The organism is Paraburkholderia tuberum STM678 (assembly GCF_902833905.1).
GTDB lineage: Bacteria > Pseudomonadota > Gammaproteobacteria > Burkholderiales > Burkholderiaceae > Paraburkholderia > Paraburkholderia tuberum.
The window spans coordinates 15,487-42,153 of record NZ_CADFGP010000006.1 but is presented as its reverse complement, the minus strand read 5'-3'; the positions used below and the strand labels follow the sequence as shown (position 1 = coordinate 42,153).

Sequence of the window (26,667 nt, the reverse complement as noted above, 5' to 3'; positions counted from 1 at the left end):
CGAAGGTCCGCGCTGGTTATCCGTTGAGCGCCAGCGCGCATCAGGTTGCGAGTGTCGCGCCCTGCTCTGCTCTGTTGCGAGCGAGGCGAAAAGCGAGGCGAAAAGCGCGGCGGCAACCGCGTCAGTCGACCATCCAGGTGTCCTTGGTCCCGCCTCCCTGCGATGAATTGACGACGAGCGAGCCCTCCTGCAACGCGACCCGCGTGAGGCCGCCCGCCACCATCGTGGTGGTCTTGCCCGACAGCACGAACGGCCGCAGGTCGATATGGCGCGGCGCGATGCCCGATTCGACGAAAGTCGGACACGCGGACAGCGCCAGCGTGGGCTGTGCGATATAACCGGCCGGACGCGCGATCAGCCGCTCGCGGAAGGCCTCGACTTCGGCCTTCGTCGAGGCGGGGCCGACCAGCATCCCGTAGCCGCCCGCGCCGTGCACTTCCTTGACCACCAGCTCCGGCAGATGCGCGAGCGTATAGGCGAGATCCTCGGGCTTACGGCACTGATAGGTCGGTACGTTGTTCAGAATCGGCTTTTCGCCAAGATAAAACGCGATCATGTCAGGCACGTACGGGTAGATCGATTTGTCGTCGGCGATGCCGGTGCCCATCGCGTTCGCGAGCGCGACGCGGCCGGCGCGATAGGCGGTGAGCAGACCCGGTACGCCGAGCGCGGAGTCGGGGCGAAACGCAAGCGGATCGAGAAAATCGTCGTCGACGCGCCGGTAGATCACGTCGACGCGCTTCGGTCCTTGCGTGGTGCGCATGAACACGTAGTTGTCGTCGACGAACAGATCCTTGCCTTCGACGAGCTCGACGCCCATCTGCTGCGCGAGGAACGTATGCTCGAAATACGCGGAGTTGTACATGCCCGGCGTCAGCACGACGACGACCGGATCGTCGACGCCCGCGGGCGCGACCGAGCGCAGCGTATCGAGCAGCAGGTCGGGATAATGCGCGACCGGCGCGATGCGGTTCTGCACGAACAGTTCAGGGAAGAGCCGCATCATCATCTTGCGGTTTTCGAGCATGTACGACACGCCCGACGGCACACGCAGATTGTCTTCGAGTACGTAGAATTCGCCTTCATCGCCGGCGCGCACCACGTCGACGCCCGCGATATGCGCGTAAACACCGAGCGGCACGTCGACGCCCTGCATCTCGGGGCGATACTGTGCGTTGGTATAGACCTGGTCGGCCGGCACGATGCCCGCGTGCACGATGTTGCGATCGTGATAGACGTCGTGGATAAACAGGTTGAGAGCCTGCACGCGCTGTCGCAAACCCGCTTCGAGCGTCTGCCATTCGCCGCGCGGGATGATGCGCGGAATCAGATCGAAGGGAATCAGCCGCTCGGTGCCTGACAGGTCGCCGTTTACTGCGAACGTGATGCCGACGCGCCGGAACAGCAGGTCCGCTTCCGCGCGCTTGCGTGCGATCGCTTCATCGCCCTGACTGTCCAACCATCGCTCAAAGCGCGCGTAATGCGGCCGTACGCCATCGGCGTGATGGCGCATCTCGTCATAGCATCGCATGTCAGCCCCAGTCTTGTTGTCAAATAGAAGGCGAATGCGCTGCGCATTCGGTATTCGACCTTCGATCAAGCAAGCGTTATGCCATTGAATGTGTCTGGATAAAGCGCGTTGACGTGCCCGCTAACGGGGCATCCGCAGGGCGTCGGATTGCCTTGATCGTACTGTCGTGGCTCATGATGCGCCAGTCAGGTGCGTATGCGCCATCAGGGAGCACACTATGAGAGGCGCGCTTGCCGTTTCGCCATTGGACTCGACGCGCACTACGAAGCGAGCGCATAAAAAAAGTCCCCGTGAATCTTCATCCACGGGGACTTCGATCACCTGCATGCAGGCGCTTTTTCACGCACTCAAACGTCAGGCATGGTTAAACACAACAGCGCCATGCCGACGCCTGAGTCGTGCGAGCAACGCGTTCAGGCTGCCGCTGCGTCCTTCAGCTTCTTCAGCGCGCGTGTCTTGATGCGCACGCTGGCCGGCTTGGCCGGGAACCAGCGCTCTTCACCCGTGAACGGGTCCTTGCCGAAGCGCTTCTTCTTCGCCGGCACAGCCTGCACGACGATCTTCAGCAGACCCGACAGCGTGAATTCGCCAGCGCCCTTCTTGTGCACCGTGCCGAGGATCGTGTCTTCGAGCGCGGCCAGCACGGCCTTGGCGGTCTTCGGTTCCACTGCAGCGCGTTCAGCGATGTGAGCTGCCAACGAGGCCTTCGTGAAGGTGTCCTTGATCGGCGACGGTGCGCCAGACGCCTTCACGGCGACCTTCTTGGCTGCGACGGCTTTCTTCGCAGGAACTTTCTTTGCAGCAACCTTCTTGGTCGGTACCGGGGCAGCAGCCTTCTTGGCCACCTTTTTTGCGGAAGTCGGCATGTTTCTCCTACCTGTTGTGGTCAGTGAATTGCTCGAAGCGCACACCGTATGTGCACGCTTCAACGCCGGATTCTACAAGCGCTAAAGCGATTTGCGCGACTCTTTTATGTATTGCGATGAAGTTTTTTGCGCGGCGCCGACTGTGCAACACGTTTTAGTCCCTGTTTTAGCGCCTAAAACGTGCGTGGCGAGCTCTTTAACATGCAGGAGTAACGCTCGTTACAGTTCGTTTCGGCCGTGGTTTCGAGGCGGTTGCGTCGGGGCGAGCCGGTGTTTTCGTCCCTTGAAACAGGGCATTTTCTTCGTTTGACGGGTCAAGCAACGCCCCCCCAACGTTTCGACGATGCCTACGCCTCGCTTGCGGCGAGCTCCGTTTCAGCGTGCGATGCGCTGCAGGATGTCGGCGAGCGTCGTCAGCGCCGTGTCGATATGTTCGGCCGCGATGCTGCCATAGCCGAAGATCAACCCAGGCTGCGGTGTCACGCGATGGTGAAATGGCGCGAGTCCATAGAGGCCGATCGACGCTTCACGCGCGGCGGCAACGAGCACCTCTTCGCCGAGCGACGCCAACGGCCCCTTGAGCCGCGCCGCCAGATGGATGCCGGCGGTCGGCACGATCGGCTCGAACCAGCGCGCGAGACCGCCTTGCAGATGCTCGAGCAGCATCGCGCGGCGGGCCGCGTAAGCCTTGTGCATGCGCCGCAGATGGCGCGCGAAGTCGCCATTGAGCATGAACGACGCGAGCGCCGTTTGCGTCAGCGTGCAGCCGTGACAATCGGCGATCTGCCGCGCCTTCAGCAGCGGGCCGTGCAACGACGCGGGCGGCACCAGGTAGCCGATCCGCAGCTCGGGGAAGATCGTCTTCGAAAACGTGCCGACGTAGGCGACGAGGCCGGCGCGATCGAGGCTCTTCAGCGGCTCCATCGGCCGGCCTTCGAAACGGTACTCGCAGTCGTAGTCGTCCTCGATGATGACCGCGCCGCGCTTTTGCGCCCATTCGAGCAGTTCGACGCGACGCTCGAGGCTCATCGGCATACCGAGCGGAAACTGATGCGAAGGCGTCACGTAGACGAGCCGTGCCTTGTCCGGCAGCTTGCCGACGATCAGGCCTTCGCGATCGACCGGTACCGGCACCACGCGCGCGCCGGTCACCTTGAAGCATGCATGCGCGGGCGGGTAGCCGGGGTCTTCGATGGCCGCGATTTCACCGGGCCGCAGCGTGATGCGCGCCATCAGATCGAGCGCGTGCTGCGCGCCCTGCGTGACGATCACGTCTTCCCAGTTGCTCGACACCGCACGGTTGAAAGCGAGGTAGCGCGAGATCGCGAGCCGCAGCTGCTGCTCCCCTGCGGCGTCGCGATAGGTGCCGGGACTGCGCGCCTGGCCGCGTAGCGCATGATTCACGCAGCGGCGCCAGACGTCGAAGGGAAACAGCGTCTTGTCGGTCGCGCCGCCGATGAAGTCGAGCGGCGACGGCACCGACGGCCGCGGCAACGGCAGACTGTCGGGCATCTGCTCCCACAGCGGCTGCGCGCGCGCGGCGGCCTTCGCTTGCGCGGCGGCCCGCTCGCGCGAACGAGCCGCCGCGCGCGCGTGGGCGGAACGCTCGGCCGGCAACCGTTCGAGTCCGTCGGCGACGAAGGTGCCCGAACCGGCGCGGGCGCTCAGATAACCTTCTGACAGCAGCCGCTCGAAAACGTCGAGCGTGGTCTTGCGCGACACACCGAGCTGCGTCGCGAGATCGCGCGTGGACGGCAGACGCGTGCCGCCGGCAAGGCGCCCTTCAAGAATGCCCGCGCGCAACTGCCGATAAATCTGTCCGGACAGATCGTGATGGCCTTCGACCGCGATGTGAATGTCCATTCGGGTGGTTACCTCAAATAACGGCGAAAGGGTTATTTCGACCGACCAGTGGCGAACGCAAGCTTACCGCCACGGACGCCCGACGCGCGAACGCGCGGCGCTCGAATGGACGGAGGCGCTGACGCTGGTCGCGCAAACGCGCGTGCCGGATACGGTATGGGACGCGGTGAAGCCGCATTTCAGCGAGCAGGAAATCAGCGACCTGACGCCGCTGATCGTTGCGATCAACGGCTGCAACCGCATTGCGGTCTCGTTCAGGAAGATGCCGGAGTGAGCGGCGGCGCGTCTTCGCGGAGCTTCAGAAGATCACGGAAACCGCCACCGCGAGCCAGATTGCGGTCACGCCCGCGAGAAACAGATGCCGCGCGATACGCACGCGTGAGTCGCTGTTCTCCGGCTCGACGGGACTCGTCGCCATCCATGGCACGAGGCCCAGGCACGCGAAGCCGGCCAGCGCGAGCACAAAGACCGCGACGTCGGCCTTGTGCCAGGCAGTCGGCTCATACATACCCCAGTAGCCGAGAAACACGATGCCGATCGAGAACACGGTCGCGGAAGCGGCGCTGAGCGCGGGCACCGATCCAGTTGGAGCCGGCATGCTTGACCTCCGATCGTCAGGTTGCGGCGGCGCTCGCGTGCGTCGCGCCATCCGCCCGATCCGCGTTCGCGTTGGCCGCGGCGAGCCGTCAGGAAGTGCGGGTCTGGCGAGCTTCGTACGTCTTCAGATGACTATAGGCGATGCGCAGCAGCGACACGCCGTGTTCGTCCTTTTGCGCGTCGCCGCCGCGCGAGATCAGGTCGCCGAGGATATGATCCGCCTCGGTGTGCGAGCGGTTTTCGACGTCGCGCAGCATCGACGCGGTCAGCGGCGACGGCGTCAGCAGCACCTGGGTGGCGCGTACCTCGAAGTCCGCGGCCATCGTGAAGCCGTTGTGCTCGGCCGCCGCGCGGCATTCGCCGAGCAGATTCTCAATCACGCGCTTGCCGTCCGGCGCAGCCAGGATATCGCCGACCGAACCGCGCATCAAGCACGTACTCGCGGCCAATGTGGCGAGGAACACCCATTTTTCCCACATGCGCAGCAGGATGTTGTCGCTGATTGCGACGTCGAAGTTCGCGCCGGACATTGCATCGGCAATCGCCTCGGTGCGCTCCGAGGTGCCGCCCACGAGTTCGCCGAAAGTGATCGCGTGCATGTCGTTCAGATGCACGATGTGCTGCTCGGCATCGAGCGTCGCGGCGATCACGCACTGACCGCCGAGCACGCGCTCCTTGCCGAAGCTCGCGGTCAGCACGTCGATATGGCGCATGCCGTTGAGCATCGGTAGGATCAGCGTGTCTTCGCCGACGAACGGCGTGAACGAATCGATCGCGTCGTCGAGACTGTAGGCCTTGCAGCTCAGCAGCACGAGGTCGAACGGCTCGGCGGCGACACCGGCCAGTATCGTCTTCACGTCGGGCAACTGGAGATTGCCGCGCGGGCTGTTGATGACGAGGCCGTCGCTCCGTAGCTTTTCCGCGCGACCGGCGCGTACGAGGAAGGTCACGTCCTGCCCCGCCGCGGCCAGACGTCCGCCGAAATAACCGCCTACCGCGCCCGCTCCTACTACCAGAATTCGCATCTTGAGCCTCTTGAAAGATTTCGATTTGCCGATCATGCGCGTCGCTGGCGGACGCATCTTCATGGTGCCGCGTATTCGGTGCTTGTGCAGGAATGTAGCAAAGATTGGGGGATCGGTTCAGCGTCACGCGCCTCGCTGCCTTCACTGCGCCGCCACCGTTTCCCCCTGCTCCCACCCGCCCCCCAGCGACCGGTACAGCGCGATCGCCGAAAGCGCGTGCTCGCGACGGGCCTGGTTGAGCGACTCCGAGTCGCGCAGATACGCTTCCTGCGCGTCGAGCACATCGAGGAAGCTCGACGCACCGCCCTTATACAGCTCGGTCGACAAACGCAGCGCGTGATTCGACGCATCGAGCGCACCGGCCAGGCGCTGCACCTGCACCGCGCCGCTGACGAGATCGCTGCGATTGTCCTCGACTTCCTTCAGCGCCTGCAACATCGTCTGTTGCAAGCCGAGCTGCGATTCGCGCATGCGGCTCTCGCTCGCGTCGATGTTCGCGGTGATGCGCCCGGCGTTGAAGATCGGGCTCGTCGCATTCAACGCAGCGCTGAACAGGTTGTCGGTCAGCGTCGGCAAGCCAAGGTACGACGATGCGAGCAGCCCATTCGTCAGGTTGATCTTGAACTGCGGATAGCGCTGCGCCTTCGATACCCCCACTTCCGCCGCACGCTGTTCGACGAGCGCATAGGCGGTGCGCACGTCGGGTCGATGCAGCAACGCGTCGGACGGCAACACCTGCGGCGCGCTTTGCGCAGGCACCGGAATCTCGCGCGCGTTGGAAAGCAGCAGCGTATCGAGGCTTTCCGGCGTTCGCCCCGAATACACGGCGATCAGACTCAGTTGATGCTGCACCGCCGATTGCATACGCGGAATCTGCGCCTGCAAGTCCTGCAACTGATTCTGCGCGCGGGCGACGTCGAGCTGCGTCGACAGGCCGTAATGCAGACGCTCCTGCGTGAGCTTCAGCGCGCGGCTGCGAATCTGCTCGTTGTCGTCGAGGATCTGCAATTGCGCCTGCGCCCAGCGTAGATCGATATATGCAGCAGCCGTGTTCGCGGCGAGCGCGAGCCGCAACTGGTTCAGCGCCGCAACGCTACCCGACACCTGCGCCTGTGAGGCGAGCACCGCGAGACGTTCGCCGCCGAACACGTCCGGCGTCCAGCTCGCGGCGAGGCCGAAGCCGGCCTGGCGCACATAGCCGAGCGGCGGCGGCGTGTTCTGCCGCTCGGTCGATGCGCCCGCGTTCGCATTCAGCTCCGGCAGCAGCGCCGCGCGATTCTGCGTCACCAGGTCCTGCGACTGCTTCACGCGTTCGGCCGCGGCCTGCACGTCGAGGTTGCCGGTCAACACCGATTCGATCAGCTGATGCATCACCGGGTCGCCGAATTGCGCCCACCAGGCATCGGTGTTCACGCTGTCTTGCGGCGCGTCGACGCTCCACGCGGCCGGCGCGAGCGTCTGCACCGTATGCGGCAAATCCGCGTGCATCGCGGGTTGCACCGCGCAGGCCGCGAGCGTCAGGAACGCCGCGCTCGCCAGTAACTTCATCACGATTCGTTTCATGTTGGTCTCCTAATGGGCATCGGGCGGGGGCGCGCTGTTGCCGAACGGGCGCGAAAACAGCACGCTCAGCAAGCCGACCACGAAGCACAGCGCAACCGCCAAAAAGGCGTCCGAGAATGCGAGCACCAGCGCTTCGCGCATCAATGCCGCGTGCAATTCGGCGAGCCCCGCACTCGCGGCGTTCAAGACATCACCACCAACGGCCGACAGATACTCGGCCTGCTTCTGCAAGATCGATTCGACGACCGGACGGCCCGCATTCAGATGTTCGTCGAGCCGTTCGTAGTGCAGGTTCAGACGGTCGTTCAACATCGTGCTGCTGACCGCGATGCCGATCGCACCGCCGAGATTGCGCATCAGATTGAACAGCCCGCTCGCGGAGCGCAGCCGCGACGGCGGCAACGCACCCAGCGCCATCGTCACGATCGGCGGAATACAGAATTGCTGGCCAATTCCGCGCAACGCTTGCGGAATCAGCAGCTGCTGCCAGCCCCATTGGTTCGTCAGCGGCACGTACAGATAGCAGCCGATGCCAAACAGCGCGAGTCCGAATACCATCAGCATGCGCATATCGACGAAGCGCGCGAGCGTCGAGTAGGCGGCCAGCGCGAGCAACTGAAAGCAGCCAACGGACAGCAACGCGAGACCAATCTGCAACGAATCGAAGCCGCGCACGCGCGCAAGAAACACCGGCGTCAGAAACACGGTGCAGAAGATTCCGATCCCGGTAATGAACGACAGCAGACTGCCGATACCGAAATTGCGCAACGCCAGTGCGCGCAGATCGACGATCGGTTCCTTCGCGGTGAACGCATGCACGAGGAACAGAAAGCCGCAGATGGCCGCGACCCACGCGCACAGCACGATCACGTCGTCGCCGAACCAGTTTTTGCGCGGTCCCTCTTCGAGCACGTATTCGAGACAACCGAGAAAACCCGACATCAGCAAGATGCCGAAGTAGTCGCCCTTTTTCAGCAAGGACAGATCGACCTTGTCGATATGCACGTACTTCGGCACCAACAGCGTCACGGCGACGCCCGGTACCAGGTTCAGATAGAACAGCCAGTGCCACGACCATTGCGACGTGATCCAGCCGCCGATCACCGGGCCGATCGTCGGCGCAAGCGACGCGAGCGCGCCGATCGTCGTCGACGCGATCAAACGCTGCTTGCCGGGAAACAGTACGAACGCTGTCGTGAACACGGTCGGGATCATTGCGGCACCGAGCGCGCCTTGCAGACCGCGAAACAGGATCATCGAGTTGATGTCCCACGCGAGACCGCACAGCATGCTGGTGACCGTGAAGCCGAACGCGGAGAAGGTGAAGACCCAGCGCGTCGAGAACACGCGCGTGAGCCACCCCGACATCGGAATCACGATGATCTCCGCGATCAGATACGAGGTTTGCACCCAGGAGAGTTCATCCTGACTGGCGGACAGTCCGCCGCCGATATCGCGCAGCGACGATGCGACGATCTGGATATCGAGCGTCGCCATGAAAAAGCCGACGCACATCAGCGCGAATGCGAAGACCTTGGTGCGGGTCGGCTGGTCGGCGGGGTTGTCAAAAGCGTGAGTCATGATCGGTTCATCCCTGCGCGGCCGGATGGCCCGCATCGAGGTGCACTTTCACGGTCGCGGACAGGCCCGGACGCAGCACGCCCTGCATGTCCTTCGGCACGTCGAGGCGCACGCGCACCGGCACGCGCTGCACGATCTTCGTGAAGTTGCCGGTCGCGTTTTCCGCGGGCAAGACGCTGAAGGTTGCACCGGTCGCCGGTGCAAGACTGTCGACCACGCCGTGCAGCGTTGTGCTCGACGCATCGAGTTCGACGTCGACGCTGTCGCCCGAATGCATTTTGCGCAGCTGATCTTCCTTGAAGTTCGCGTCGATCCATAAACCGCTCGCCGGCACGACGGTCAGCAGCGACACGCCCGTGTTGGCGAGCAGCCCAACGCGAGCGGTGCGATTGCCGACATAGCCATCGATCGGCGAGCGGATCGTCGTGTACTCGACGTTCAACGCGGCGACGCGCTGCGCGGCCTGCGCGGTCGCGATGCGCGCTCTCGCGTCGCCGATCTGAGCGTCGAGCACCGCGATCTGGCGTTGCGCCGCGAGCAGCGCCGCGCTGCTGCGATCGACCGCGGCGCGCGCTTTGGCCAGATCGGCGTCGGCCTTCTCGACGACCTGGTTCGACACCGCGTCGTCTTTCACGAGCTCGCGGTAGCGCGTCTGGTCGGCGGCGCTGCGTGTGAGCTCGGCGCCCGACGCGCGGACCTCGGCGGCCTGCTCGTTGATCGCCGCGAGTTGCAGTGATTTCTTCGCTTCGAGTTCGGTGACGGCGGCCTGCGCGCTCTCCACTTCAGCGCTGGCCTGGGCGAGGCGCGCGTCGTAGTCGCGGGCATCGAGACGCACGAGCACCTGGTTGGCGTGCACGAACTCGTTGTCGTGCACGAGCACGTCGGTGACGAAGCCGTTGACCTTCGGCGCCATCACCGTGACGTCGCCGCCGACGTACGCATCGTCGGTGCTCTCGACGAAGCGGCCGACGAAAAACCAGTACGAAGTGGCAAGCGCCAACACGACGAGAACGGAGAGGATCGCGAGCAGCATCCACGGGATACGCCGCACCTGTCTGGCGGGTTGTACCGCGCTTGGCGGCGCGACGGTCGAAGGAGTTGTGGACATGGTGTCGATATGTGCGTATGCACTCTTCAGATTGAAAAAAACGGCGCAGTGCGCCGGCCTCCGCTATCTTCAGCGTTTATGTCAAAGCGTATCCCGGGTGATCGCAAACAGCTCGGTGCGCAGTGCAGCCGCGCGCTCCTCGCCGAAGCGGTGCTCGAACTCGGCCTGTGCGGCATACCAATGAGCGCGGCCTGCGTCTTGCCGCTCTTCGCCCGCGGCGGTCAGCGAGATCAGCAGCGCGCGCGCATCCGCGCCCATCGCCTCGCTCGACACCAGCCCGTCGCGTCGGAGCGGTTGAATCGTCCGGACCAGCGTGGTGCGCTGCATGCGCATGGCCTCGGCAATCTGCTTCATCGTCATCGGACCGGTGCGCTTCAGGCGCCCCAGCAGCGAAAACTGCGTGATGGTCAGCCCGACATTCGACAGGTGCCGGTCGTAGATCTGCGATATATGACGCGCGGCCTGGCGGATCGCAAAGCAGTCGTCGTCGAAAAGCGCTTCCATTCGCTGCACTTCCTTTGCTCGTTAGTGCATATGCACATTAAGAGGCGTCATAAAACCCGCCGAAGCGGGTTCCTACGCGCGATCTAACCGGTGATGCTGAACAGCTCGGTACGCAGCGTCTTTGCGCGGGCGCGGCCGAACTTCTTTTCGAATTCGTCCTGCGCGGCGCGCCATGCGACGGAGGCCTGATCGAACGTCGTCTCGCCTTTTTCCGTCAGGCTGAACAGCAACGTGCGGTTGTCGTGGTCCGCCGCCTCGGCCAGCACGAGGCCGTCGCGCTGCAGGGGCTTCATCGCGCGGACCAGCGTGGTGCGCTCCATCACCATCGCGTCCGCGAGCTCCGCCATAGGCAGGTTCGGTGTGCGCGCGAGCTTCGCGAGGATCGTGAACTGCGCAGCGGTCAGCCCGACGCTGCCGAGATGGCGCTCGTACATCTGCGTGACGTGCCGCGCCGCCTGGCGCAGCGCGAAGCAGTTGCATTCGTCGTAGGAGAGAGGACGGTTCATGGAGCGAAGTTTATGTGTGCATATGCACTGTGTCAAGTTTTTCGAATGGCAACGGGCAAATGCCTCACCCGTTGCGCTACGGCGGCCTTCATTTTGCGACTTGCCACCTGTAATTGTTATGTTATAACATGACCAAAAATTGGCGCTGCAGCCCTGCCAGCCCTGCCGTTTTTCACACCGGCCCACTGCGACGCCCAACAAAATCCGTCCGACCTATGAGCGGACAGTCCATGCTCAACGACCACTTATGACCGTCATCGCCATTACCGTTCTCATCGAAAAGTAGTCCTGATCGACGGGCCTGCTATCGCGCGTCGTCAACCTCCAGTTCGCCTGTCCTTCCCCTGCCGGCCAGGGGCGAGGTGGGTGAGCTTTTGCCGAACGCTTCTGTTTATCAACGCATCGTCCTTAGCGCGAGCAACAACAATGAAAAACCGCACACTGACCGCACAGGCGGCGATCGTGTTCTGTACCGCCATCTCGAACGCATGGGGTGCGCCAGGCAACGCCATGTTGACGGGCACGGTCTCCGATCCCGCGGGCCATCCCGTCGCTCACGCGAAAGTGGAGGTACAGGACGCGAGCGGCGCCTCCATCGGCACGTCGAACACGGACACGTCGGGCCACTTCTCGATCGACGGCGTGGCGCCCGGCACGTATGCGGTCGTCGTCACCGCGGCCGGTTTTGCAAGCGGCAGCAGCATCGCGACCGCCCAGTCCGGCGCCCCGGCGAGCGTCAGCGTACAACTGCAAAAGAGCGATACACTCGACGTGCAGGTCAACGCACAACGTCTGAACGCTGCCCGCAACGGCTTGCTGCCCGAAACGGGCAGCAGCGTCTATCGCTTCACGCAGGCGGACATCGACACGATGCCGGCGGGCGCGAACACGCCGCTCAATCAGGTGCTGCTGCAAGCGCCCGGCGTCGCCAACGACTCGTACGGCCAGCTGCACGTGCGCGGCGAGCACGCCAATTTGCAATACCGGATCAACGGCATCATCATTCCGGAGCCGATCAGCGGCTTCGGCCAGTCGCTCGACACGCGCATCATCGATCAAATGAACCTGCTCACTGGCGCCCTGCCCGCGCAGTACGGCTACCGCACAGCCGGTATCGTCGACATCCGCACCAAATCGGGCGACACGGGCAGCGGCGGCTCGATCGACGTATTCGGCGGCAGCCATCAGACCGTCAAAACGAGCGCCGACGTGTTCGGCAGCGAGGGACCGTTCAGCTACTACCTGAGCGGCTCGCTCGGCATGAACAATCTCGGCATCGAGAATCCGACGGCGAGCGCCAGTGCGATTCACGATCACACGCGCCAGGGCAATGCATTCGGCTATCTGTCGTATCTGATCAATCCGCTCACGCGTGTGAGTCTGTTGTTCGGCGCGACCAGCAACCAGTTCGAGATTCCGAACACGCCGGGGCTCACGCCGAACTTCGCGCTCAACGGCCACAGCACGTTCGATTCGTCGCAACTGAACGAAACGCAATCGGAGCTGAACAATTTCGCGGCGCTCGCGCTTCAAGGCACCAACGGCGGCGCGCTCGATTACCAGGTCGCCTTCTTTACGCGCTATACGCGCACGAAGTTCAACCCCGATCCGATCGGCGACCTGATGTTCAACGGGGTAGCATCGGAGGACTTCCATAGCAACACAGCCAACGGCGTGCAGGTCGATACGACCTGGCGCATCAACGACAGTCACACGGTTCGCGCGGGCGTCTTCTTCCAGCAGGAACACGCGATATTCGACAATAACGTGTCTGTGTTCCCCGCCGACGCGGACGGCAACCAGCTGTCCGATGTGCCCTTCAACATCCAGGACAGCAGCAGCAAGACCGGCTATCTGTACAGCCTGTACGCGCAGGACGAATGGAAGCTGACCGACCGGCTCACGCTGAACTATGGCTTGCGCTACGACCGCATGGACGAGTACACGAGCGCGAGCCAGTTGAGCCCGCGCGTCGGCCTCGTCTACACGCTCACGTCGTCGACGACGCTGCACGCCGGCTACGCGCGCTACTTCACGCCGCCGCCGTTCGAACTCGTGTCCGGCTCGACGATATCGAAGTTCGACGGCACGACGAATCAGAGTTCGGTAACGCAGAACGATCCCGTACAGCCGGAACGCAGCCACTATTTCGATCTCGGCATCACGCAGAAACTCGGCCCTGCGGTCACGCTCGGACTCGACGCGTACTACAAGAAATCGACCGACCTGCTCGACGAAGGACAGTTCGGCTCCGCGCTGATCTACACGCCGTTCAACTACCAGTACGGCAGAACGTATGGCGTCGAATTCACCGCCAACTACAAACAGGACAATCTCTCCGCGTATCTGAACCTCGCGTATAGCCGCGCGCAAGGCAAGAACATCAACTCCGCGCAGTTCAATTTCAGTGCGGACGAACTGGCGTACATCTCGAACAACTGGGTGTACCTCGATCACGACCAGCGCGTGACCGCATCGTTCGGCGCGGCATACGACTTCCACCAAACCACCTTCACGTTCGACGGAATCGTCGGCTCCGGCCTGCGCAGCGGCTTTGCGAACACCGATCGCCTGCCCGTCTATGCGCAGTTCAACCTCGGCGTAATCCAGCACTTCAACGAGCCGATGATCGGCAAGTTCGACGCGCGTCTGGTGGTGATCAACGCATTCAACCGCGTGTACGAGTTGCGTGACGGCTCGGGCATCGGCGTCGGCGCGCCGCAGTACGGTCCGCATTTCGCGGTTTATGCGGGCGTGACCAAGTACTTCTGATCGACGGCAGGGAGAATCATCATGCAGGAATGGACAGGCTTTATCGCGGCGATGCGCACCGGCGGATGGATCATGTATCCGCTCAGCGTGCTCGGCGTGCTCGCATTGACCATCATCATCGAGCGGGCGTATGTGTTTGCCCGCTTCGCAAGCGCACCGGCGCGTGTTTTGCAACCCACGTCGTCAGCCGATGACAACCGTCTCGACCGCCTCGCCCCGCACCACGCGTTTCGGCGCATGGCCGCGCCGTGGCTGTCGGAATCAGACTCGCCGCTGTGGCTGCGCGAGGCGTCGGCGCAATCGATCGCGTCGCAGATCGAGCGCGACATGGGCCGCGGTCTGTGGCTACTGGAGACGATCGTCACGGCGGCGCCGCTGCTCGGCTTGCTCGGCACGATCGTCGGGATGATGAAGTCATTCCAGCTGTTCGGCGGCAATGGACTCGTCGATCCGGGCGGCGTCACGGGCGGGGTGGCGCAGTCGCTGGTGGCGACCGCGATCGGACTGATCGTCGCGGTCTTCGCACTGTTCGCGTTCAACTATTTTTCACGGCGGCTCGAGCGTCTGATGGATGAACTCGAACTGTTCGCCAACGCGCGACTCAGCGCGCTGCGCCTGCAACAAGAGGCGCGAGGCGAGCGCTGATGAAACTCAAACGCTCGCGCGCCTCGCGGCGCGGCCGCATCGAAATCATTCCGATGATCGACGTGATGTTCTTTCTGCTCGCGACCTTCATGCTCGCCTCGCTGGCGATGCAACGTCTCGACGCGGTGCGGATCAACCTGCCTTCGGGACGCGCGCAGCCGATCAGCACGAGCGAGCCGCTGACGATATCGGTGAACGGCAACAACGAGGTCTCGATCAATCGCCACGTCGTTCGCGCGGATCAGATCGAGCCTGAAGTGAAGCGCCTGCTGCGCGCGGACGGCAACGTCGTCATCGCGGCCGACGATCACGCGGGTCACGGCGCGGTCGTGCAGGCCATGCTCGCGGCGCGACGCGCGGGCGCCGAACACTTTCTGATCGCCGTGCATCGTGATTAAAGCTTGCCGCGAGCTGTCCGAGGGGCACGTTGTGGGAACGCTGCGTACCGCCGTCGCCTGTCTGATCTCGCTGGGTATCTGGCTTCTGGTGCTGGCGGCGCTCTCGTCCGGGTTGCTGAAGTCGAGTCAGCCAGCCCCACCGCCTGCTCCACTGGATATGCGCGTGGTCGTGCTCGACGAGCCTGCGCCGCCTGAATCCCGTCCGTCGCAAACTCCGGTTGCGGTTCCAGCGGAACAGGCGCCACGGCACGCGCAGACGCAATCGCGTACCTCAGCGCATCGCGCGGTGCCGCCTGTGCCAACCAGGCCGCAGACGCTGACGACGCCCGCTGCCGCAGCGCCGTCGGCACCGGTTGCTAGTCAGGCACAACGCCCGTCGCAAGACGAGCAGCCGGAACAAACGGCCGCCGCGGGATCGCAGCAATCATCCGCACAGCGCGACGCCGCTCCAGCCGCCTCGGCAAGCTCCAACACCGCCGCCCGCTCCATCTCGCAACCGCTACCGACGCTGCCCGACGACTTGCGCGAGCAGGCCTATCAGACGATCGCGACAGCCCGCTTCACGATCCACGCCGACGGCTCGGTCGATGTCGAGCTCATTCACGCGACGCCGAACCCCCGTCTCAATCAGCTGCTGCTCGACTCGTTGCGGCGCTGGCGCTTTTTTCCCGCGCTGCGCGATGGCCGGCCCGTCGAAAGCACGCAAAACATCCGCGTGCATTTCAACGTCAGTTGAACAGTGCCTGCTGGCTTGCGCAGGTGAAATTCGCCGCGACGTTCACGTCTACAGTGAGCCTCGTTGTGTACATCGCAACCAACGTCGGCCCAGGAGGCCGCCAATGTGCCTGGCGGCACGTTTGAAGAAGCATTACTGCCCGACCTTCTCCGATTCGACGACCAGGTCGAGCACATAAGCGACCGACGGCCCATCGGCAGGCGGGTTCCTGACTGTGAAACGCTTCACGCGCACGACGTTACGGATGCCCGGCGTGTGCGTATAGCCTTCGATATCCTGATTCAACGGGTGCCACGGACCAGGCGTGCCGGTCGCCAGGCCCTGCTCGTCGAAGAAGCGATCGCGCACGAGCAGACATTGCGCGTTCGGCATCAACGGATGGTTGCACGGCACGGACTGCGCCGCCACTTCAAGGAACGCTATTTGACCGGGGCCGCCGTAGCGCGTCTCGGCCGTGGGCACACCGCTAAAGCTCAGCGTGTCGCCGCTATCGGTGACCAGTTGCAGGCTCGGCGCGTTGTCCCGCGCGAGCAGGGTCACGTTGACGCTGCCGCGTACACGCTGCGAGATCGCATCGTCGAGTGCGGCAAGCGCGGCATCGTGGCAGGCCATCATCGTGCTGACCATCGGGCCGATCTGCAAATACCCTTTCCTGACGGTGTAGCCTGCTCCCATGCTGTTGCAGCTATTGACGACGGTGATCCGGTACGGACTGAAGTCGAGCTGCACTGGCCTGTCTGGGCGGACGAACAGGGCATCGATGTGCGTGCCATTGCGATCGATCGCGTTGTTCAGTTGCCAGTGGTATCGGGTCAACAGATCGGTGCCGGTCGGCGACGCCGGGTTGGCGGCGGCCGTGGTTGCCGATGGCGCCGGCGCTGTCACTTCCGGTGCCTGTGCGCAGGCGGCGAGAACGAGCGGCAGCAATAGCATGCAGTATTTCACGTCGGCACCTCGCTGAGTTCAGTGGTCGTTCCGGGCGGTTGCTCGCGTCGTCGGGCCAAGGGACGCGAGAATCAGGTCGCATGCATGAAAGCCGGAAGTGCCAGTGAAGGGTACCACCCGGCCGCATCAGGCCGGGTTTGCGCACCTGCTTCGTTCAGGCCGCGAGCATCGACTCGACGACCGACAGCATAACGCAGGTGGAAGGCGTAAAAACGTCGCTCGATGCTGATCGGATTCCTCGTTACGTGGCCGAACTGCGGCCAGTGCAGCAGGCTACGCCTGGGAAATGTCACGGCCGACGGAAGGACGGGCGTGACGCCGCTTCAGCCGAGGGCGCAACATCAGATAGAAGGCGGCAACATGCGTGATCGCCAGCGTCGGCACATAGATGATCGGAATCGCGTACAAGGCGCCCAGCTCGCCTGCATGCGCGGGCAGATCGGCCGCGGTTGCGTGGTAGTAGTCGATGATCAGGTCGGCCATACCAACCAGATTGAAAGCGACGACGAACGACCAGAAAAGCGGACGTATCCGGGCCGTCAGCAACGCCAGCATCGCCAGCACCCCCGTGGCGAAATCCCCATAGGCGGCGAACACGGCGAAGCTCGCGGACAGTTGCGGACTGACGACACCAGGCAACAGAAAGGCGAGCCCGAAGAAGCGGAAGCTGTGCAACGTGGCGATCGCGCGTTGCGCGTCGAACGGAGCCATCGACTTGAGCTTCGGCCACACGTAGGTGCCGAAGCACAGCAGCCAGGCGAGATAGCCCAAAACGAGGTGCAACTGGAACAGAAGCCGCGATGACATGGTGCCTCCTTGTCGAGTGTTGGACGCGCAGGTGTTAGGTGTACCATCGTCTCGCGCGGGTGACTATTCCTCACAATGTTGACAGGCTATGAAGCAGAACTTCACAGTCAGGCAGGGCGCGCTCGACGGCGTCGAAGTCTTCCTCAGCGTTGCCGAGCATCGCAGTTTTCGCGGGGCCGCCGCGCAACTGGGCGTGACGCCGTCGGCCGTCAGTCAGGCGGTGCGTGTGCTCGAAGCCCGCCTCGGTGCGACGCTCTTCATCCGCACCACGCGCAGCGTCGGCTTGACCGAAGCCGGCGAGCGCTTTCTCGCTCGGGCCAAGCCCGCCTTCGAGGAACTCGTCGCCGCCAGCGAGGTGGCGCGCGGACTCGGCGAGCGACCGTCCGGCCTGTTGCGTCTTTCCGTGCCGCGTGCAGTCGTGCCGATCCTGCTGGAGCCGCTGATCGCGTCATTCTGCAAGGCCAATCCAGAGGTCGAGGTGGAAATAGCGGCCAGCAAGGAGCTGATCGATCTCGCGACGGAAGGCTTCGACGCCGGCATCCGGCTCGGTCAGTTCGTCGCCGCCGACATGGTCGCGGTGCCGCTCACGGCACCGTTCCGTTTTGTCGTCGTGGGAAGTCCCGCCTATTTCGCGGCGCGCGGCCGCCCCGAGCAAATGAACGACCTGCGCGAGCATGCATGCATTCGCTGGCGGCGCTCCAGCGGCGCGCTCGCGTTGTGGTCGTTCAACGACAACGGCCAGCCGATCGAGATCGCCGTCTCCGGTCCTTTCATCGCCAGCGATTTTCCGAGCGTGCTGGGCGCGGCGATCGAAGGCATTGGCCTTGCCCAGCTACCCGAGCCGATGGCCGCCGAGGGGTTGCGAACGGGAAAGCTGGTGCACGTTCTGAAGGCGTACGCGCCGATGGTCCCGGGCGTGTTTCTCTACTATCCGAGCCGCCGCCAGATCATGCCGAAGCTGCGTGCGTTCATCGATCATGTCAAGAGCCGCGCGACGCGCTCGATGCCTGGCGACAGTTGACGAAGTTGATGATGTCGTCGAGGAAGCTCAAAGGTCTTCGCATAGCCGTCGCTCGGACCGGACACCGAAGCAGTAACCGACGATCAGCATGCGAATCATGAGCTCCGGCGTTTCGGCAGCGAACTGATAGGCGCGGCCATGCGAGCTTTTGTTCGTCAACGCAAGCGTTCCAGCGTCTCTACGCTCAAGCCGCTTCCAGCTTGCGAGATCGGTCGCGTTTGTCCTGAGCCCATCATCTGCAGCAGTTTGCGGATTTTATGCCGATGGTGCTTCGCTCTCATGCCGCGATTTTTTCATCGTCGCCGGATCGCGCACGATGGTGACCGCGCACGGCGCGTAGGCGAGCACCTGGCGGGCGACCGAACCGATCAGCCAGCGATCGAACGGCGTATGTCCACGATGCCCCACCACGAGATGGTCGATAGCATGCCGCTCCGCGTACAGCACGATCTCCCTTGCCGGCGGGCCGACCACCAGATCGAACTCCACGGCCCCGATCGAAGCGGCGAGCTTCGCCTTGATGTCGTCGAGGATCGCGGTGGCATGGCGCACTTCCAGATCGATCAGACTTTTTCGCTCAACTTCTATCGCACCCCAGTCCGGCGTGCGCGCGACGACGAGCACATGCAAGCGCGCGTCGAAACGCTTCGCGAGATCGACCGCGAAAGCAACGGCATATTGCGCGGACGCCGACCCGTCATAACCTACCAGCACGTTCTGCATGATCTGCTCCTGTGCGATTCAAACTGGGCCGTGACTTTGTTGGACGAAATGCATCGAGCCATTTGCGTGAACCGCGAGCGCTCCCCGACTTCACGGCGTCGGCGCGAAAGCATGCGCGAACCACTCGCGAACCTGCCGCGTGGATTGTCATGCGGACGACGTCGGCACCTGCGGTGTTGAATCAGTTGTCGTCGCTTCTGGACGGGAGGTGCTCGTGAGGCTCGGGCTCTGCCGCGTCGGCGTTAGGAAGGTCGTCTGGGGCCGGATTTTTCAGGCCCTTCGGATCGGGCTGGCGAGTCTTGCCGGCGGAAGTTTTCGCGGGGTCGAGAGAGGTGCCGGTCGGCTCAGCGGATGGATTGGAGGTCATGATGTGCTCCTGCGCTGATGAATACAGCTTCTACCATGATAGTTCACCTGGCCGATTTGAGGCATACGCGCTGTCACGCCAGCACTACCGTCACGCCCGCCCGCTGTTTCTAGCCACGCTAACCACAGGATCGCCCCGCGCGCCTTTTGTTGCCGCTGGCGGTGCACGCAAGCGGGCCTACCGAGGAAAATTCCGCGTTCCGAATCACACCGAAAATGCACGGGAAGAAACGCCCGACGGCCTTCGTGAGGACGCGGGCGGGAGTCGTAGGTTGATGGAATCCTTGCACATAGCCTTACTGCGGGCCGGCGCCCTGCTTGAAAGCACCGCACGGCAACTGCCAGTCAATGGGCAACGTCGGGATCGACTCGGGGTAGTCCGATGACAGCGCCAAATGGGCCACCGTCTCGTCGTACTCGTAAGCCTTACCCTCGTTGGCCAACTGACGCACCGTCCGGCACACGCGCCCGATGATTGGCGTAGTTCGGCCCAGTTCCAGCCGTTCGACACGGGCATTCAAAATCGTTTAAAACGTAGTCAGACATGACTCTTTCTCATCACTCACCCTGACGGGTGCCCTTGCGATAGTCAGAAGGACTACTGCCGGTCCAATGTTTAAATGCGCGGCAGAAACTGGTGGCGTCGGAAAAGCCAAGATCGAACGCCAGCACTGCCACGCTCGTGTTCGAGTTTGTCCGCCGATGGACAGCGATATCCCTTCGCAGTCCGTCTTTCACGAGCTGGAAGACTGGACATTCAGCGCATTTCATCACGGTTCCATCGTGGCTAAAACGCGCGACTATCTTGAACAGAATATTGCGCAGCCGGTAACCATACAGGATCTTGCGCAGGCATTGCACACATCTGTACGCACGCTCAACCGTAGATTCGCAGAGGAAGGAACGCACCCGAGTGCCCCCGCGCACCAGACTAGCGATAGTTGACGAAGTCGATCAGGTCATTGAGGAACCAGGGCAGAATAAGTTGCGTGTCGGAATAGCTGGTGCCGACAGTGAGTCTCGGTGGTCTTGACGTGGAGTCAGCGGACGGTGCGCCGTCTGGAATGTGCAGGATGTAGGCGTTCGTATCGACCGCCGGCTGATTGTTCGCCGGAGTCGATGTGCAGCCGGTAGCGAGAACGACGAGAACTGCTGCCAAGCAACGAGACTTCATGAGCGGGTGAACTCCGGCGACGTTTTCTACATTATGGCTGAACTGACTTGAATACCGGCAACGAACTGAACCCCATCGCAAAGTCAACACCATTACGCCCAGTGTCGTCCGATGTGCGCCCGCCGCCGCCGATCGTCCCAGGGCTGGTGGCCGAACAGATGTACCCGGACGAGCTACGCAATGGACCGAACCGCCTGAGTGCGCGACTAGGGCTTGCGCAGGTGGTCGGAAGAAAACAGAAGCACTGGCGCCGCCACCTACCGGCGCTCTCGCGCGCTTGGAATCTTTGAGAGTCCGTGCTGCATTTTGACGAACTGCGCCGCTGTGCCACGCACTTGAACAGCGTTATGGTTTTCGCCGCCTTGATGTAATGACCCGGTGGGAGCAGCAATCGCAGGGCTTATCTGGACCGCAGAGCCACGGCGAAGGAACGTGATGGCCGGATTGCCGGCGCGAATTCGCTAGACTGACGCGGATGTCGCCGGCCGGCCATAATCGGTCGCTCGATCAAGCTATCTGACGGAGACTCCATTGTCGGCTCCGTAACAGCTAGCTGACCTTGGCGCACTACTTCGGTCCGGAATAACGTTGACCGAAGCGGACTTTCGATGATTGCATAGCGGACTCGAAGTTCTCGCCTTGCGCTTGCATCGCGCGCAATGTAGTGTCTCAAACGCTGATAACGCGATTAGGAAATCTATGAGCCGTGGTAACCGCTTTGGTTTGGCGAGAAACATACCTGCTCCAACCAAAAGAGCTGTGCGCCAAGCATGTGGCTTCGGCTGCGTTATCTGCGGCAATCCATTTATCCAGTATCACCACGCAGATTTGGCGTTTGCTAACGCGGTCGAGCACGACCCACGGAAAATCACGCTGCTCTGTGGAGGATGTCATGACCGCGTGAGCCGGGGTACATATTCTGACGAAAAGGTCAGGGAGCACATCGCGAAACCATATTGCCTTACAAATGGTCCAGCGTTTACCGATCTCGACTTTGGCTCAGTTGCGCCAAATGTGCGCTTTGCCGGAACCGATATTGAGGATTGTGTGTTTCCGATTCGCGTCGAGGATTACGGCCTCATAATGCTCGAAAAACCGACCGATCCGAACTCGCCGGTTCAAATCTCTGCATTTTTCACCAACACGCGCGGCGAAGTCAGCGTCGCTATATCCCAAAACAACGTATTGCTCATGCCGCAGAATTGGGACGCAACTGCGGAAGGGACACGTTTGCGCATATGGGATGCATCACGACAGCCGTCGCTGTCACTCAATCTTGTTCCTCGGCAGTCGATCGAAATTGAGCGAATCGAGTCGACCCTGTTAGGCTGGAAATTCTCCGGTGACGCTCACTCGCTCAGAGTGACCACGCCTGGCGCGAAAGGTCCAAATACATTCGCCGGTGGGAGAATGTCGGGACCCCATGTCGGCTTCCAGTTCGGTGCCCCGAGGCTAAGGTGAACACGATCCGATATTCGGCTCGCAACGGCCACTGCCACTACAACAGCTGCCATTGAGGTTGCAAACGGTTGAAGGACCGTTGTGGGTCGATCAGCGACATTCGAAACGCCGCTTCTGGACGACCTGTCCCGCCTCCGCTGGCAGGTACCTGCCCAGCTGTGACCAGTATCACCGAATGCGGGGCAGGCTACCTATATCGCAAGATTGTCGGTCACGAACCACGTCTCATCCGTGCTCGCGCCGGACAGCCAATTCACGTCAAGCCACCTTCTAAAGCCCGACGCCATACAAGGGTTGCGGATGCCTACTTGCCGCCGATGCCGACCTTGCCGCGCCCGACCTTTCGATGCGGCACACAGGGGCGCAGCCTCTTCCTTGAGCTAGCCGTCAATGTGACGTGCTCCGCAGGGTAGCGGGTCGTCCTGTTCAGCGCGGCCTGATAGGCGGAATGGCCCGGATCGATGCGCTTGAGAGCTGACATCACTGACTCCTCCTCAGAGGATTCTAGTCCGAAACGGCACGGCGGTTATGTCGCCTTCCTGAACATGCTGTAGTCGAAGTCCGCGACCCGGCGCTCGGCGAACCCGGGCGTGCCCTTGACGTTTGCCATGCGCTCGTTCCGGTGTGTGCCCACAGGTAATTATTCGAGCGCGCGGCGCACACGCGCGGGATTCTAACCTTCAATCCAATCAGGACTCGTGCGTCCCTTCCCGGGTGGGGCGGGACACGGCATGCCGTCGGGGCGACAAAAACCGAATCTCGACGGGCACCCCAAGCAACGCATCCTTTCGGCCATCGATCACGACATCGCGAGCCTGCTGGAACAGTCGGCTGATGCCGAACCGGCTCCGGCACCCCGGCCGCGCATGAAGGGGCGGCTTCATAATTCCGACAATAAAGCACGCTAAGCGGTGGACGCAGGTTGCCGGCTGCGCATTCGTGTCCGCCTCTTGTCGGCCGGCCATGAGCGGTCACTGACCCTGCGAGAACTGTTACCCGAAGCGGTCGCTCATGAGCCTACAATAGGAACGCATCATCGCGGCCGCAGGCACCGAATTGCACTGCGGAGAACCAATGGGGGACGGCGATGTTCAAATTCATCGATGGGTTACCGCAAGATGTGCTCGCGATCGAAGCCACGGGCAAGGTTACGCACGACGACTACAAAAGTACACTCATACCCAAGGCTGAGGCGATGATGGGCAAGGGGCCGATCAAGATGCTCTATGTCGTCGGGAAAGAGTTCACGGGATTTGAGGTTGGAGCGCTTTGGGATGACGGCGCGTTCGGGCTGAGGCACTGGCACGATTTCAGCCACATCGCAGTGGTTACGGATCTCGCATGGCTACGGGTTATGGTTGGTATGCTAAAACCCTTTTTTCATGGCGATGTCCGCTTGTTCTCGCTTGCTGAATTGCCTACCGCGAGACGCTGGATCACGGACTCCAAGCGAGTTAGTCGATGAATAACATCCGCTGGTAAAAATCTGAAATCCATCTGCGCTACAAGGCGTTTCTACGGAAGATGAATTTGCCGGAACAACCTCATTGCACCATTTTCGATTCCCTATTGCTGTCAGTCACGAGTGTCTCAAGCGGTCGGCCTCGGCCTTCCGCGCGAGACGCAGCTCGCGAATTCAGGCCCGTGGCGTCATCTGGCAGAGGTCGGCCAGTTAAAGACCTTCGACGTCTCGGCCAAAATTGACGACAATGTTCCCAAGGAAAGATTGCGGGTCGTGCTCCGTCGTCGGAGACGCCGCTGAATCTAAAAGGAAAACATGAGACGACTGTTCCTCGCTGGGCTCGCAGCCACCTCTTTCGTGACTTGCGTTCATGCGCAAAGCAACGCGTCCGGCCCGCTCGTCACGCCCTCGGGTAACTTGCAATTCGTGCGCGTCGACGGCGATTTCGTGGGGATGCTCGACAAGGAAATTTTCGATCGCTTTAGCGCGAGCATGCTCACGCATTTCGACGACGTAGGCAATGCAAATGACAGCGTCACGCGCACGCTCGTGCAGACTGATTCCGGCCCGGTGCTGTACGACTTTCGCCACCATCCGCCGCTTGTGCAACGCTCGGGTAAGCGCATGACGGTCAAGCGCGTGTTCTGGCAAGGCGATGAAGTCGTGATGCAAAGCTCGCAAGGCTGGTTCCAGTTCAAACGCGGCGTGCTGACGAAGCTGCAGTCGTCTACGACGACGTACCATTGATTACGCGCACCCCCCCCAACACGCGAGCCAGCGATGACATACGTCGCCTCGCCGCGCACGTCGTTGCCTTTTTCCAGGTTGCCTTAACCTCTTGCGGGTCGAGTTCAGCGCGTCGTCGTGGGACAGGTTTCTGCCAATCGACCTCGAAGGCTAAGTCGTTGAAAATCTGTCCGGCGGTGGGCTGGGGGGCTAACGATTTGCGGTGCACGGTTGGCGGACTTCGAACGCTTGAGGCACGTCTTCCGGTCACCCCATTATTCGAAGAGTTCCGCCGGTTTCTCAGTCATCCGGGTTGCAACCATATTGAGATTTCACGCATGCCGATGAAACCTTCAAACAAAACCACGTCCTCGAAAAGACGACGCATTTTGCAAATTGCGGTCGGAATCACATTTTTGCATGGTGCTCGGAAACAGATGCTCGCCTCGGCGCAAGCGGCGGTGTCCGGAGCGCTCACTCGCGTGCGTCCGGGCGATCCAGGCTGGCCGTCCGAGGCGCAGTGGAACGAACTCAGCCAGCAGGTCGGCAATGCACTGGTGAAAGTGCAATCGCCCCTGGTGGCTTGCCTGAACGCGCCCGATAGTGACGACTGCAGGCAACTATTCAGGGAGCTCAAGAACCCCTATTTTCTCGGCGACGAGGTGGGCCTAACGCAAACCCTCGGCTGGGTTGACGCGTGGACATCGACACCCAGCGTCTACGCGGTGGCTGCCCGCAACACGAATGACGTCGTCGTCGCCGTTAACTTCGCACGTCGGAACAATCTCCGCCTCGTGGTGAAGGGCGGCGGCCACAGCTATCAAGGCACATCGAATGCGCCGGACTCTCTGCTGGTCTGGACGCGAAAAATGAACAACATCACCGTGCAGGACGCGTTTGTCGGCACAGGATGCGAGGGACATGCGGCACCGGTGAGGGCGGTCACGGCCGGTGCCGGCGCGCTCTGGGCGCACGTCTACGATGCGGTCACTACCAAGGCGGGCGGTTACGTGCAAGGTGGCGGCTGCATGACGGTCGGCGTGGCCGGCCTGATCCAAAGCGGCGGGTTCGGCAGCTTTTCCAAGGCCTACGGACTGGCCGCGGGAAGCCTGCTCGAAGCGGAAGTTGTGACGGCAGATGGCGCCGTCCGGATCGCCAATGCCTGCACGAATCCCGATCTATTCTGGGCGTTGAAAGGCGGCGGCGGCGGGAGCCTGGGCGTGGTCACCCGGCTGACGCTGCGGGTTCACGAATTGCCCGAGACTTTCGGCGCGGTGAACATGACAATCAAGGCGACATCGACGTCTGCGTTTCGCCGGCTGATTGGCGTGATCATCGACTTCTATAATCAGAACCTGATGAACCCGCACTGGGGCGAACAGATCAGATTTCGCCGCGACAACGTCCTCACTATCTCGATGGTGTTCCAGGGGCTCAGTCGCAGTGAAGCGCAAGCGATCTGGCAGCCGTTCATGGATACGCTTGCCGCGTCCCCGGACGATTTCAAGGTCGAGTTCTCGCCACTGAAGATTGTCGCCATCTCGGCCCGCAGTTTCTGGGCTCCAACCCTGTTCAAGAAGCTCCTCGGCTTCATCAGCACCGACGACCGGCCGGGCGCACCCGACGACAATATCTTTTGGTCGGGTAATCGCGGAGAGGCGGGACAAGTGCTACACGGCTACGAGTCCGCGTGGCTCCCCGCGGCCTTGCTGCAAGATGACCGGCGTCAAACCCTGGCCGACACGCTGTTTGCGGCGACCCGTCAATGGAGCGTGTCGCTGCACGTCAACAAGGGCTTGGCGGGTGCACCGGCGGAGGCTGTCGCTGCCGCGAGAAACACCGCCACGAACCTGGCCGCGCTGGACGCCTTCGCGTTGCTTATCGCCGGGGCGGAGGGGCCGCCCGCGTATCCCGGCATTCAGGGCCACGAGCCCGACACCGCGCTGGCGCGCCGGGACCGGCAGGCCATCGGACGTGCAATGGCCGAGGTGCGCAAGCTGGTTCCAGACGCCGGGTCCTACGTGGCGGAAAGCAATTTTTTCGACGCGGACTGGCAGCGGTCCTTCTGGGGCTCAAATTACAGCAGGCTGCTCGCCATTAAGGATCAGTATGATCCCGATGGTTTGTTCTTCGTTCATCACGGCGTGGGGAGCGAACGCTGGAGCGCCGACGGTTTCACGAAAATCGTATGAACGACTCGACCTTCGAACTCGCACATATGGTTCAGCGGAAATCACATTTCGAAATCTCGTATTGAGGCTTTCCGGCACCATTCGGTCATGACAGG

26 protein-coding genes and 2 pseudogenes are annotated in these 26,667 nt (G+C 62.3%); 10 read left to right on the top strand and 18 right to left on the bottom strand.

Annotation, left to right across the window (positions count from 1 at the left end; genetic code table 11):
* Positions 1-121 precede the first annotated feature (121 nt).
* From HWY30_RS06555 to pdxR, 3 genes are all read right to left on the bottom strand, one after another.
* Complete coding sequence (locus tag HWY30_RS06555) at positions 122-1,531, bottom strand: circularly permuted type 2 ATP-grasp protein (protein WP_090807142.1); 1,410 nt, start codon at positions 1,529-1,531, stop codon at positions 122-124.
* 413 nt (positions 1,532-1,944) lie between these two features.
* Complete coding sequence (locus HWY30_RS06550) at positions 1,945-2,397, bottom strand: HU family DNA-binding protein (protein WP_090807144.1); 453 nt, start codon at positions 2,395-2,397, stop codon at positions 1,945-1,947.
* Positions 2,398-2,772: 375 nt separating this feature from the next.
* Positions 2,773-4,260, bottom strand: a complete 1,488-nt coding sequence (pdxR, locus tag HWY30_RS06545) for a MocR-like pyridoxine biosynthesis transcription factor PdxR (RefSeq protein WP_090807146.1) — start codon at positions 4,258-4,260, stop codon at positions 2,773-2,775.
* Positions 4,261-4,345: 85 nt separating this feature from the next.
* On the opposite strand from pdxR, the pseudogene HWY30_RS06540 reads away from it, so the two are divergent.
* Positions 4,346-4,534 (top strand): annotated as a pseudogene (locus tag HWY30_RS06540) (carboxymuconolactone decarboxylase family protein); the annotation flags it as partial.
* Positions 4,535-4,558: 24 nt separating this feature from the next.
* Here HWY30_RS06540 and HWY30_RS06535 read toward each other — a convergent pair.
* The 7 genes from HWY30_RS06535 to HWY30_RS06505 form a co-directional block, all read right to left on the bottom strand.
* The gene (locus tag HWY30_RS06535) at positions 4,559-4,858 is read right to left on the bottom strand and encodes a hypothetical protein (protein ID WP_090807148.1); all 300 of its coding nucleotides are present in this window, start codon (positions 4,856-4,858) and stop codon (positions 4,559-4,561) included.
* A gap of 88 nt (positions 4,859-4,946) precedes the next feature.
* Positions 4,947-5,882 carry a 2-dehydropantoate 2-reductase gene (panE, locus tag HWY30_RS06530; RefSeq protein ID WP_090810212.1) on the bottom strand — a complete coding sequence of 312 codons (936 nt, stop codon included), beginning with the start codon at positions 5,880-5,882 and terminating at the stop codon, positions 4,947-4,949.
* A 141-nt stretch (positions 5,883-6,023) separates the two neighbouring features.
* Positions 6,024-7,445: an efflux transporter outer membrane subunit gene (locus tag HWY30_RS06525; protein WP_090807150.1), complete on the bottom strand. Its 1,422-nt coding sequence runs from the start codon at positions 7,443-7,445 to the stop codon at positions 6,024-6,026.
* A 9-nt stretch (positions 7,446-7,454) separates the two neighbouring features.
* Entirely contained in the window at positions 7,455-9,026 is a 1,572-nt protein-coding gene (locus tag HWY30_RS06520; protein WP_090810214.1) for a DHA2 family efflux MFS transporter permease subunit, read from the bottom strand.
* Positions 9,027-9,033: 7 nt separating this feature from the next.
* Positions 9,034-10,134, bottom strand: a complete 1,101-nt coding sequence (locus tag HWY30_RS06515; RefSeq protein WP_176078857.1) for an HlyD family secretion protein — start codon at positions 10,132-10,134, stop codon at positions 9,034-9,036.
* 81 nt (positions 10,135-10,215) lie between these two features.
* The gene (locus HWY30_RS06510) at positions 10,216-10,638 is read right to left on the bottom strand and encodes a MarR family winged helix-turn-helix transcriptional regulator (RefSeq protein ID WP_090807154.1); all 423 of its coding nucleotides are present in this window, start codon (positions 10,636-10,638) and stop codon (positions 10,216-10,218) included.
* An 83-nt stretch (positions 10,639-10,721) separates the two neighbouring features.
* Positions 10,722-11,144 carry a MarR family winged helix-turn-helix transcriptional regulator gene (locus HWY30_RS06505; protein WP_090807156.1) on the bottom strand — a complete coding sequence of 141 codons (423 nt, stop codon included), beginning with the start codon at positions 11,142-11,144 and terminating at the stop codon, positions 10,722-10,724.
* Positions 11,145-11,570: 426 nt separating this feature from the next.
* Between HWY30_RS06505 and HWY30_RS06500 the strand changes: the two genes are divergently transcribed.
* Genes HWY30_RS06500 through HWY30_RS06485 form a run of 4 tightly spaced genes read left to right on the top strand, consistent with a single transcriptional unit; the run spans position 11,571 to position 15,695 of the window.
* Complete coding sequence (locus HWY30_RS06500; protein ID WP_090807158.1) at positions 11,571-13,916, top strand: TonB-dependent receptor; 2,346 nt, start codon at positions 11,571-11,573, stop codon at positions 13,914-13,916.
* A 21-nt stretch (positions 13,917-13,937) separates the two neighbouring features.
* The gene (locus HWY30_RS06495; protein ID WP_090807159.1) at positions 13,938-14,561 is read left to right on the top strand and encodes a MotA/TolQ/ExbB proton channel family protein; all 624 of its coding nucleotides are present in this window, start codon (positions 13,938-13,940) and stop codon (positions 14,559-14,561) included.
* Positions 14,561-14,959, top strand: a complete 399-nt coding sequence (locus HWY30_RS06490) for an ExbD/TolR family protein (RefSeq protein WP_090807161.1) — start codon at positions 14,561-14,563, stop codon at positions 14,957-14,959. Before HWY30_RS06495 ends, HWY30_RS06490 begins: the two co-directional genes overlap by 1 nt.
* A 31-nt stretch (positions 14,960-14,990) precedes the next feature.
* On the top strand, positions 14,991-15,695 hold the full coding sequence (locus HWY30_RS06485; protein WP_167368716.1) for an energy transducer TonB: 705 nt from the start codon (positions 14,991-14,993) through the stop codon (positions 15,693-15,695).
* Positions 15,696-15,827: 132 nt separating this feature from the next.
* Here HWY30_RS06485 and HWY30_RS06480 read toward each other — a convergent pair whose 3' ends face one another.
* Entirely contained in the window at positions 15,828-16,640 is an 813-nt protein-coding gene (locus HWY30_RS06480; RefSeq protein WP_208524303.1) for a DUF4377 domain-containing protein, read from the bottom strand.
* Between the two features lie 273 nt (positions 16,641-16,913).
* Positions 16,914-17,447: a hypothetical protein gene (locus HWY30_RS06475; RefSeq protein WP_090807165.1), complete on the bottom strand. Its 534-nt coding sequence runs from the start codon at positions 17,445-17,447 to the stop codon at positions 16,914-16,916.
* Positions 17,448-17,535: 88 nt separating this feature from the next.
* Here HWY30_RS06475 and HWY30_RS06470 point away from each other — a divergent pair, with 88 nt between their 5' ends.
* The gene (locus HWY30_RS06470) at positions 17,536-18,468 is read left to right on the top strand and encodes a LysR family transcriptional regulator (RefSeq protein ID WP_090807167.1); all 933 of its coding nucleotides are present in this window, start codon (positions 17,536-17,538) and stop codon (positions 18,466-18,468) included.
* 30 nt (positions 18,469-18,498) lie between these two features.
* On the opposite strand, the pseudogene HWY30_RS06465 reads toward HWY30_RS06470, so the two are convergent.
* The 5 genes and pseudogenes from HWY30_RS06465 to HWY30_RS06445 all read right to left on the bottom strand — a co-directional run.
* Positions 18,499-18,576 (bottom strand): annotated as a pseudogene (locus HWY30_RS06465) (transposase); the annotation flags it as partial.
* Between the two features lie 147 nt (positions 18,577-18,723).
* Positions 18,724-19,191, bottom strand: coding sequence for a universal stress protein (locus HWY30_RS06460; RefSeq protein ID WP_090807169.1), 468 nt, complete (start codon positions 19,189-19,191; stop codon positions 18,724-18,726).
* Positions 19,192-19,372: 181 nt separating this feature from the next.
* Positions 19,373-19,558, bottom strand: coding sequence for a hypothetical protein (locus HWY30_RS06455; RefSeq protein WP_090807171.1), 186 nt, complete (start codon positions 19,556-19,558; stop codon positions 19,373-19,375).
* Between the two features lie 557 nt (positions 19,559-20,115).
* Entirely contained in the window at positions 20,116-20,466 is a 351-nt protein-coding gene (locus HWY30_RS41450) for a helix-turn-helix domain-containing protein (protein ID WP_244144815.1), read from the bottom strand.
* Between the two features lie 22 nt (positions 20,467-20,488).
* Complete coding sequence (locus HWY30_RS06445; protein ID WP_244144814.1) at positions 20,489-20,716, bottom strand: hypothetical protein; 228 nt, start codon at positions 20,714-20,716, stop codon at positions 20,489-20,491.
* A 714-nt stretch (positions 20,717-21,430) separates the two neighbouring features.
* Here HWY30_RS06445 and HWY30_RS06440 point away from each other — a divergent pair.
* Positions 21,431-22,192, top strand: a complete 762-nt coding sequence (locus HWY30_RS06440; RefSeq protein WP_143037213.1) for a hypothetical protein — start codon at positions 21,431-21,433, stop codon at positions 22,190-22,192.
* Between the two features lie 304 nt (positions 22,193-22,496).
* Here HWY30_RS06440 and HWY30_RS06435 read toward each other — a convergent pair whose 3' ends face one another.
* The gene (locus HWY30_RS06435; RefSeq protein WP_167368717.1) at positions 22,497-22,673 is read right to left on the bottom strand and encodes a hypothetical protein; all 177 of its coding nucleotides are present in this window, start codon (positions 22,671-22,673) and stop codon (positions 22,497-22,499) included.
* Positions 22,674-23,279: 606 nt separating this feature from the next.
* Between HWY30_RS06435 and HWY30_RS06430 the strand changes: the two genes are divergently transcribed.
* The 3 genes from HWY30_RS06430 to HWY30_RS06420 all read left to right on the top strand — a co-directional run bounded on the left by HWY30_RS06430 (position 23,280) and on the right by HWY30_RS06420 (position 26,572).
* Positions 23,280-23,657 carry a SpoIIAA family protein gene (locus HWY30_RS06430; protein WP_090807178.1) on the top strand — a complete coding sequence of 126 codons (378 nt, stop codon included), beginning with the start codon at positions 23,280-23,282 and terminating at the stop codon, positions 23,655-23,657.
* Between the two features lie 312 nt (positions 23,658-23,969).
* Positions 23,970-24,401 (top strand): hypothetical protein, encoded by a 432-nt coding sequence (locus tag HWY30_RS06425; protein WP_090807180.1) that lies wholly within the window; start codon positions 23,970-23,972, stop codon positions 24,399-24,401.
* Positions 24,402-24,718: 317 nt separating this feature from the next.
* Positions 24,719-26,572, top strand: coding sequence for an FAD-binding oxidoreductase (locus HWY30_RS06420; RefSeq protein ID WP_244144813.1), 1,854 nt, complete (start codon positions 24,719-24,721; stop codon positions 26,570-26,572).
* Positions 26,573-26,667 lie beyond the last annotated feature (95 nt).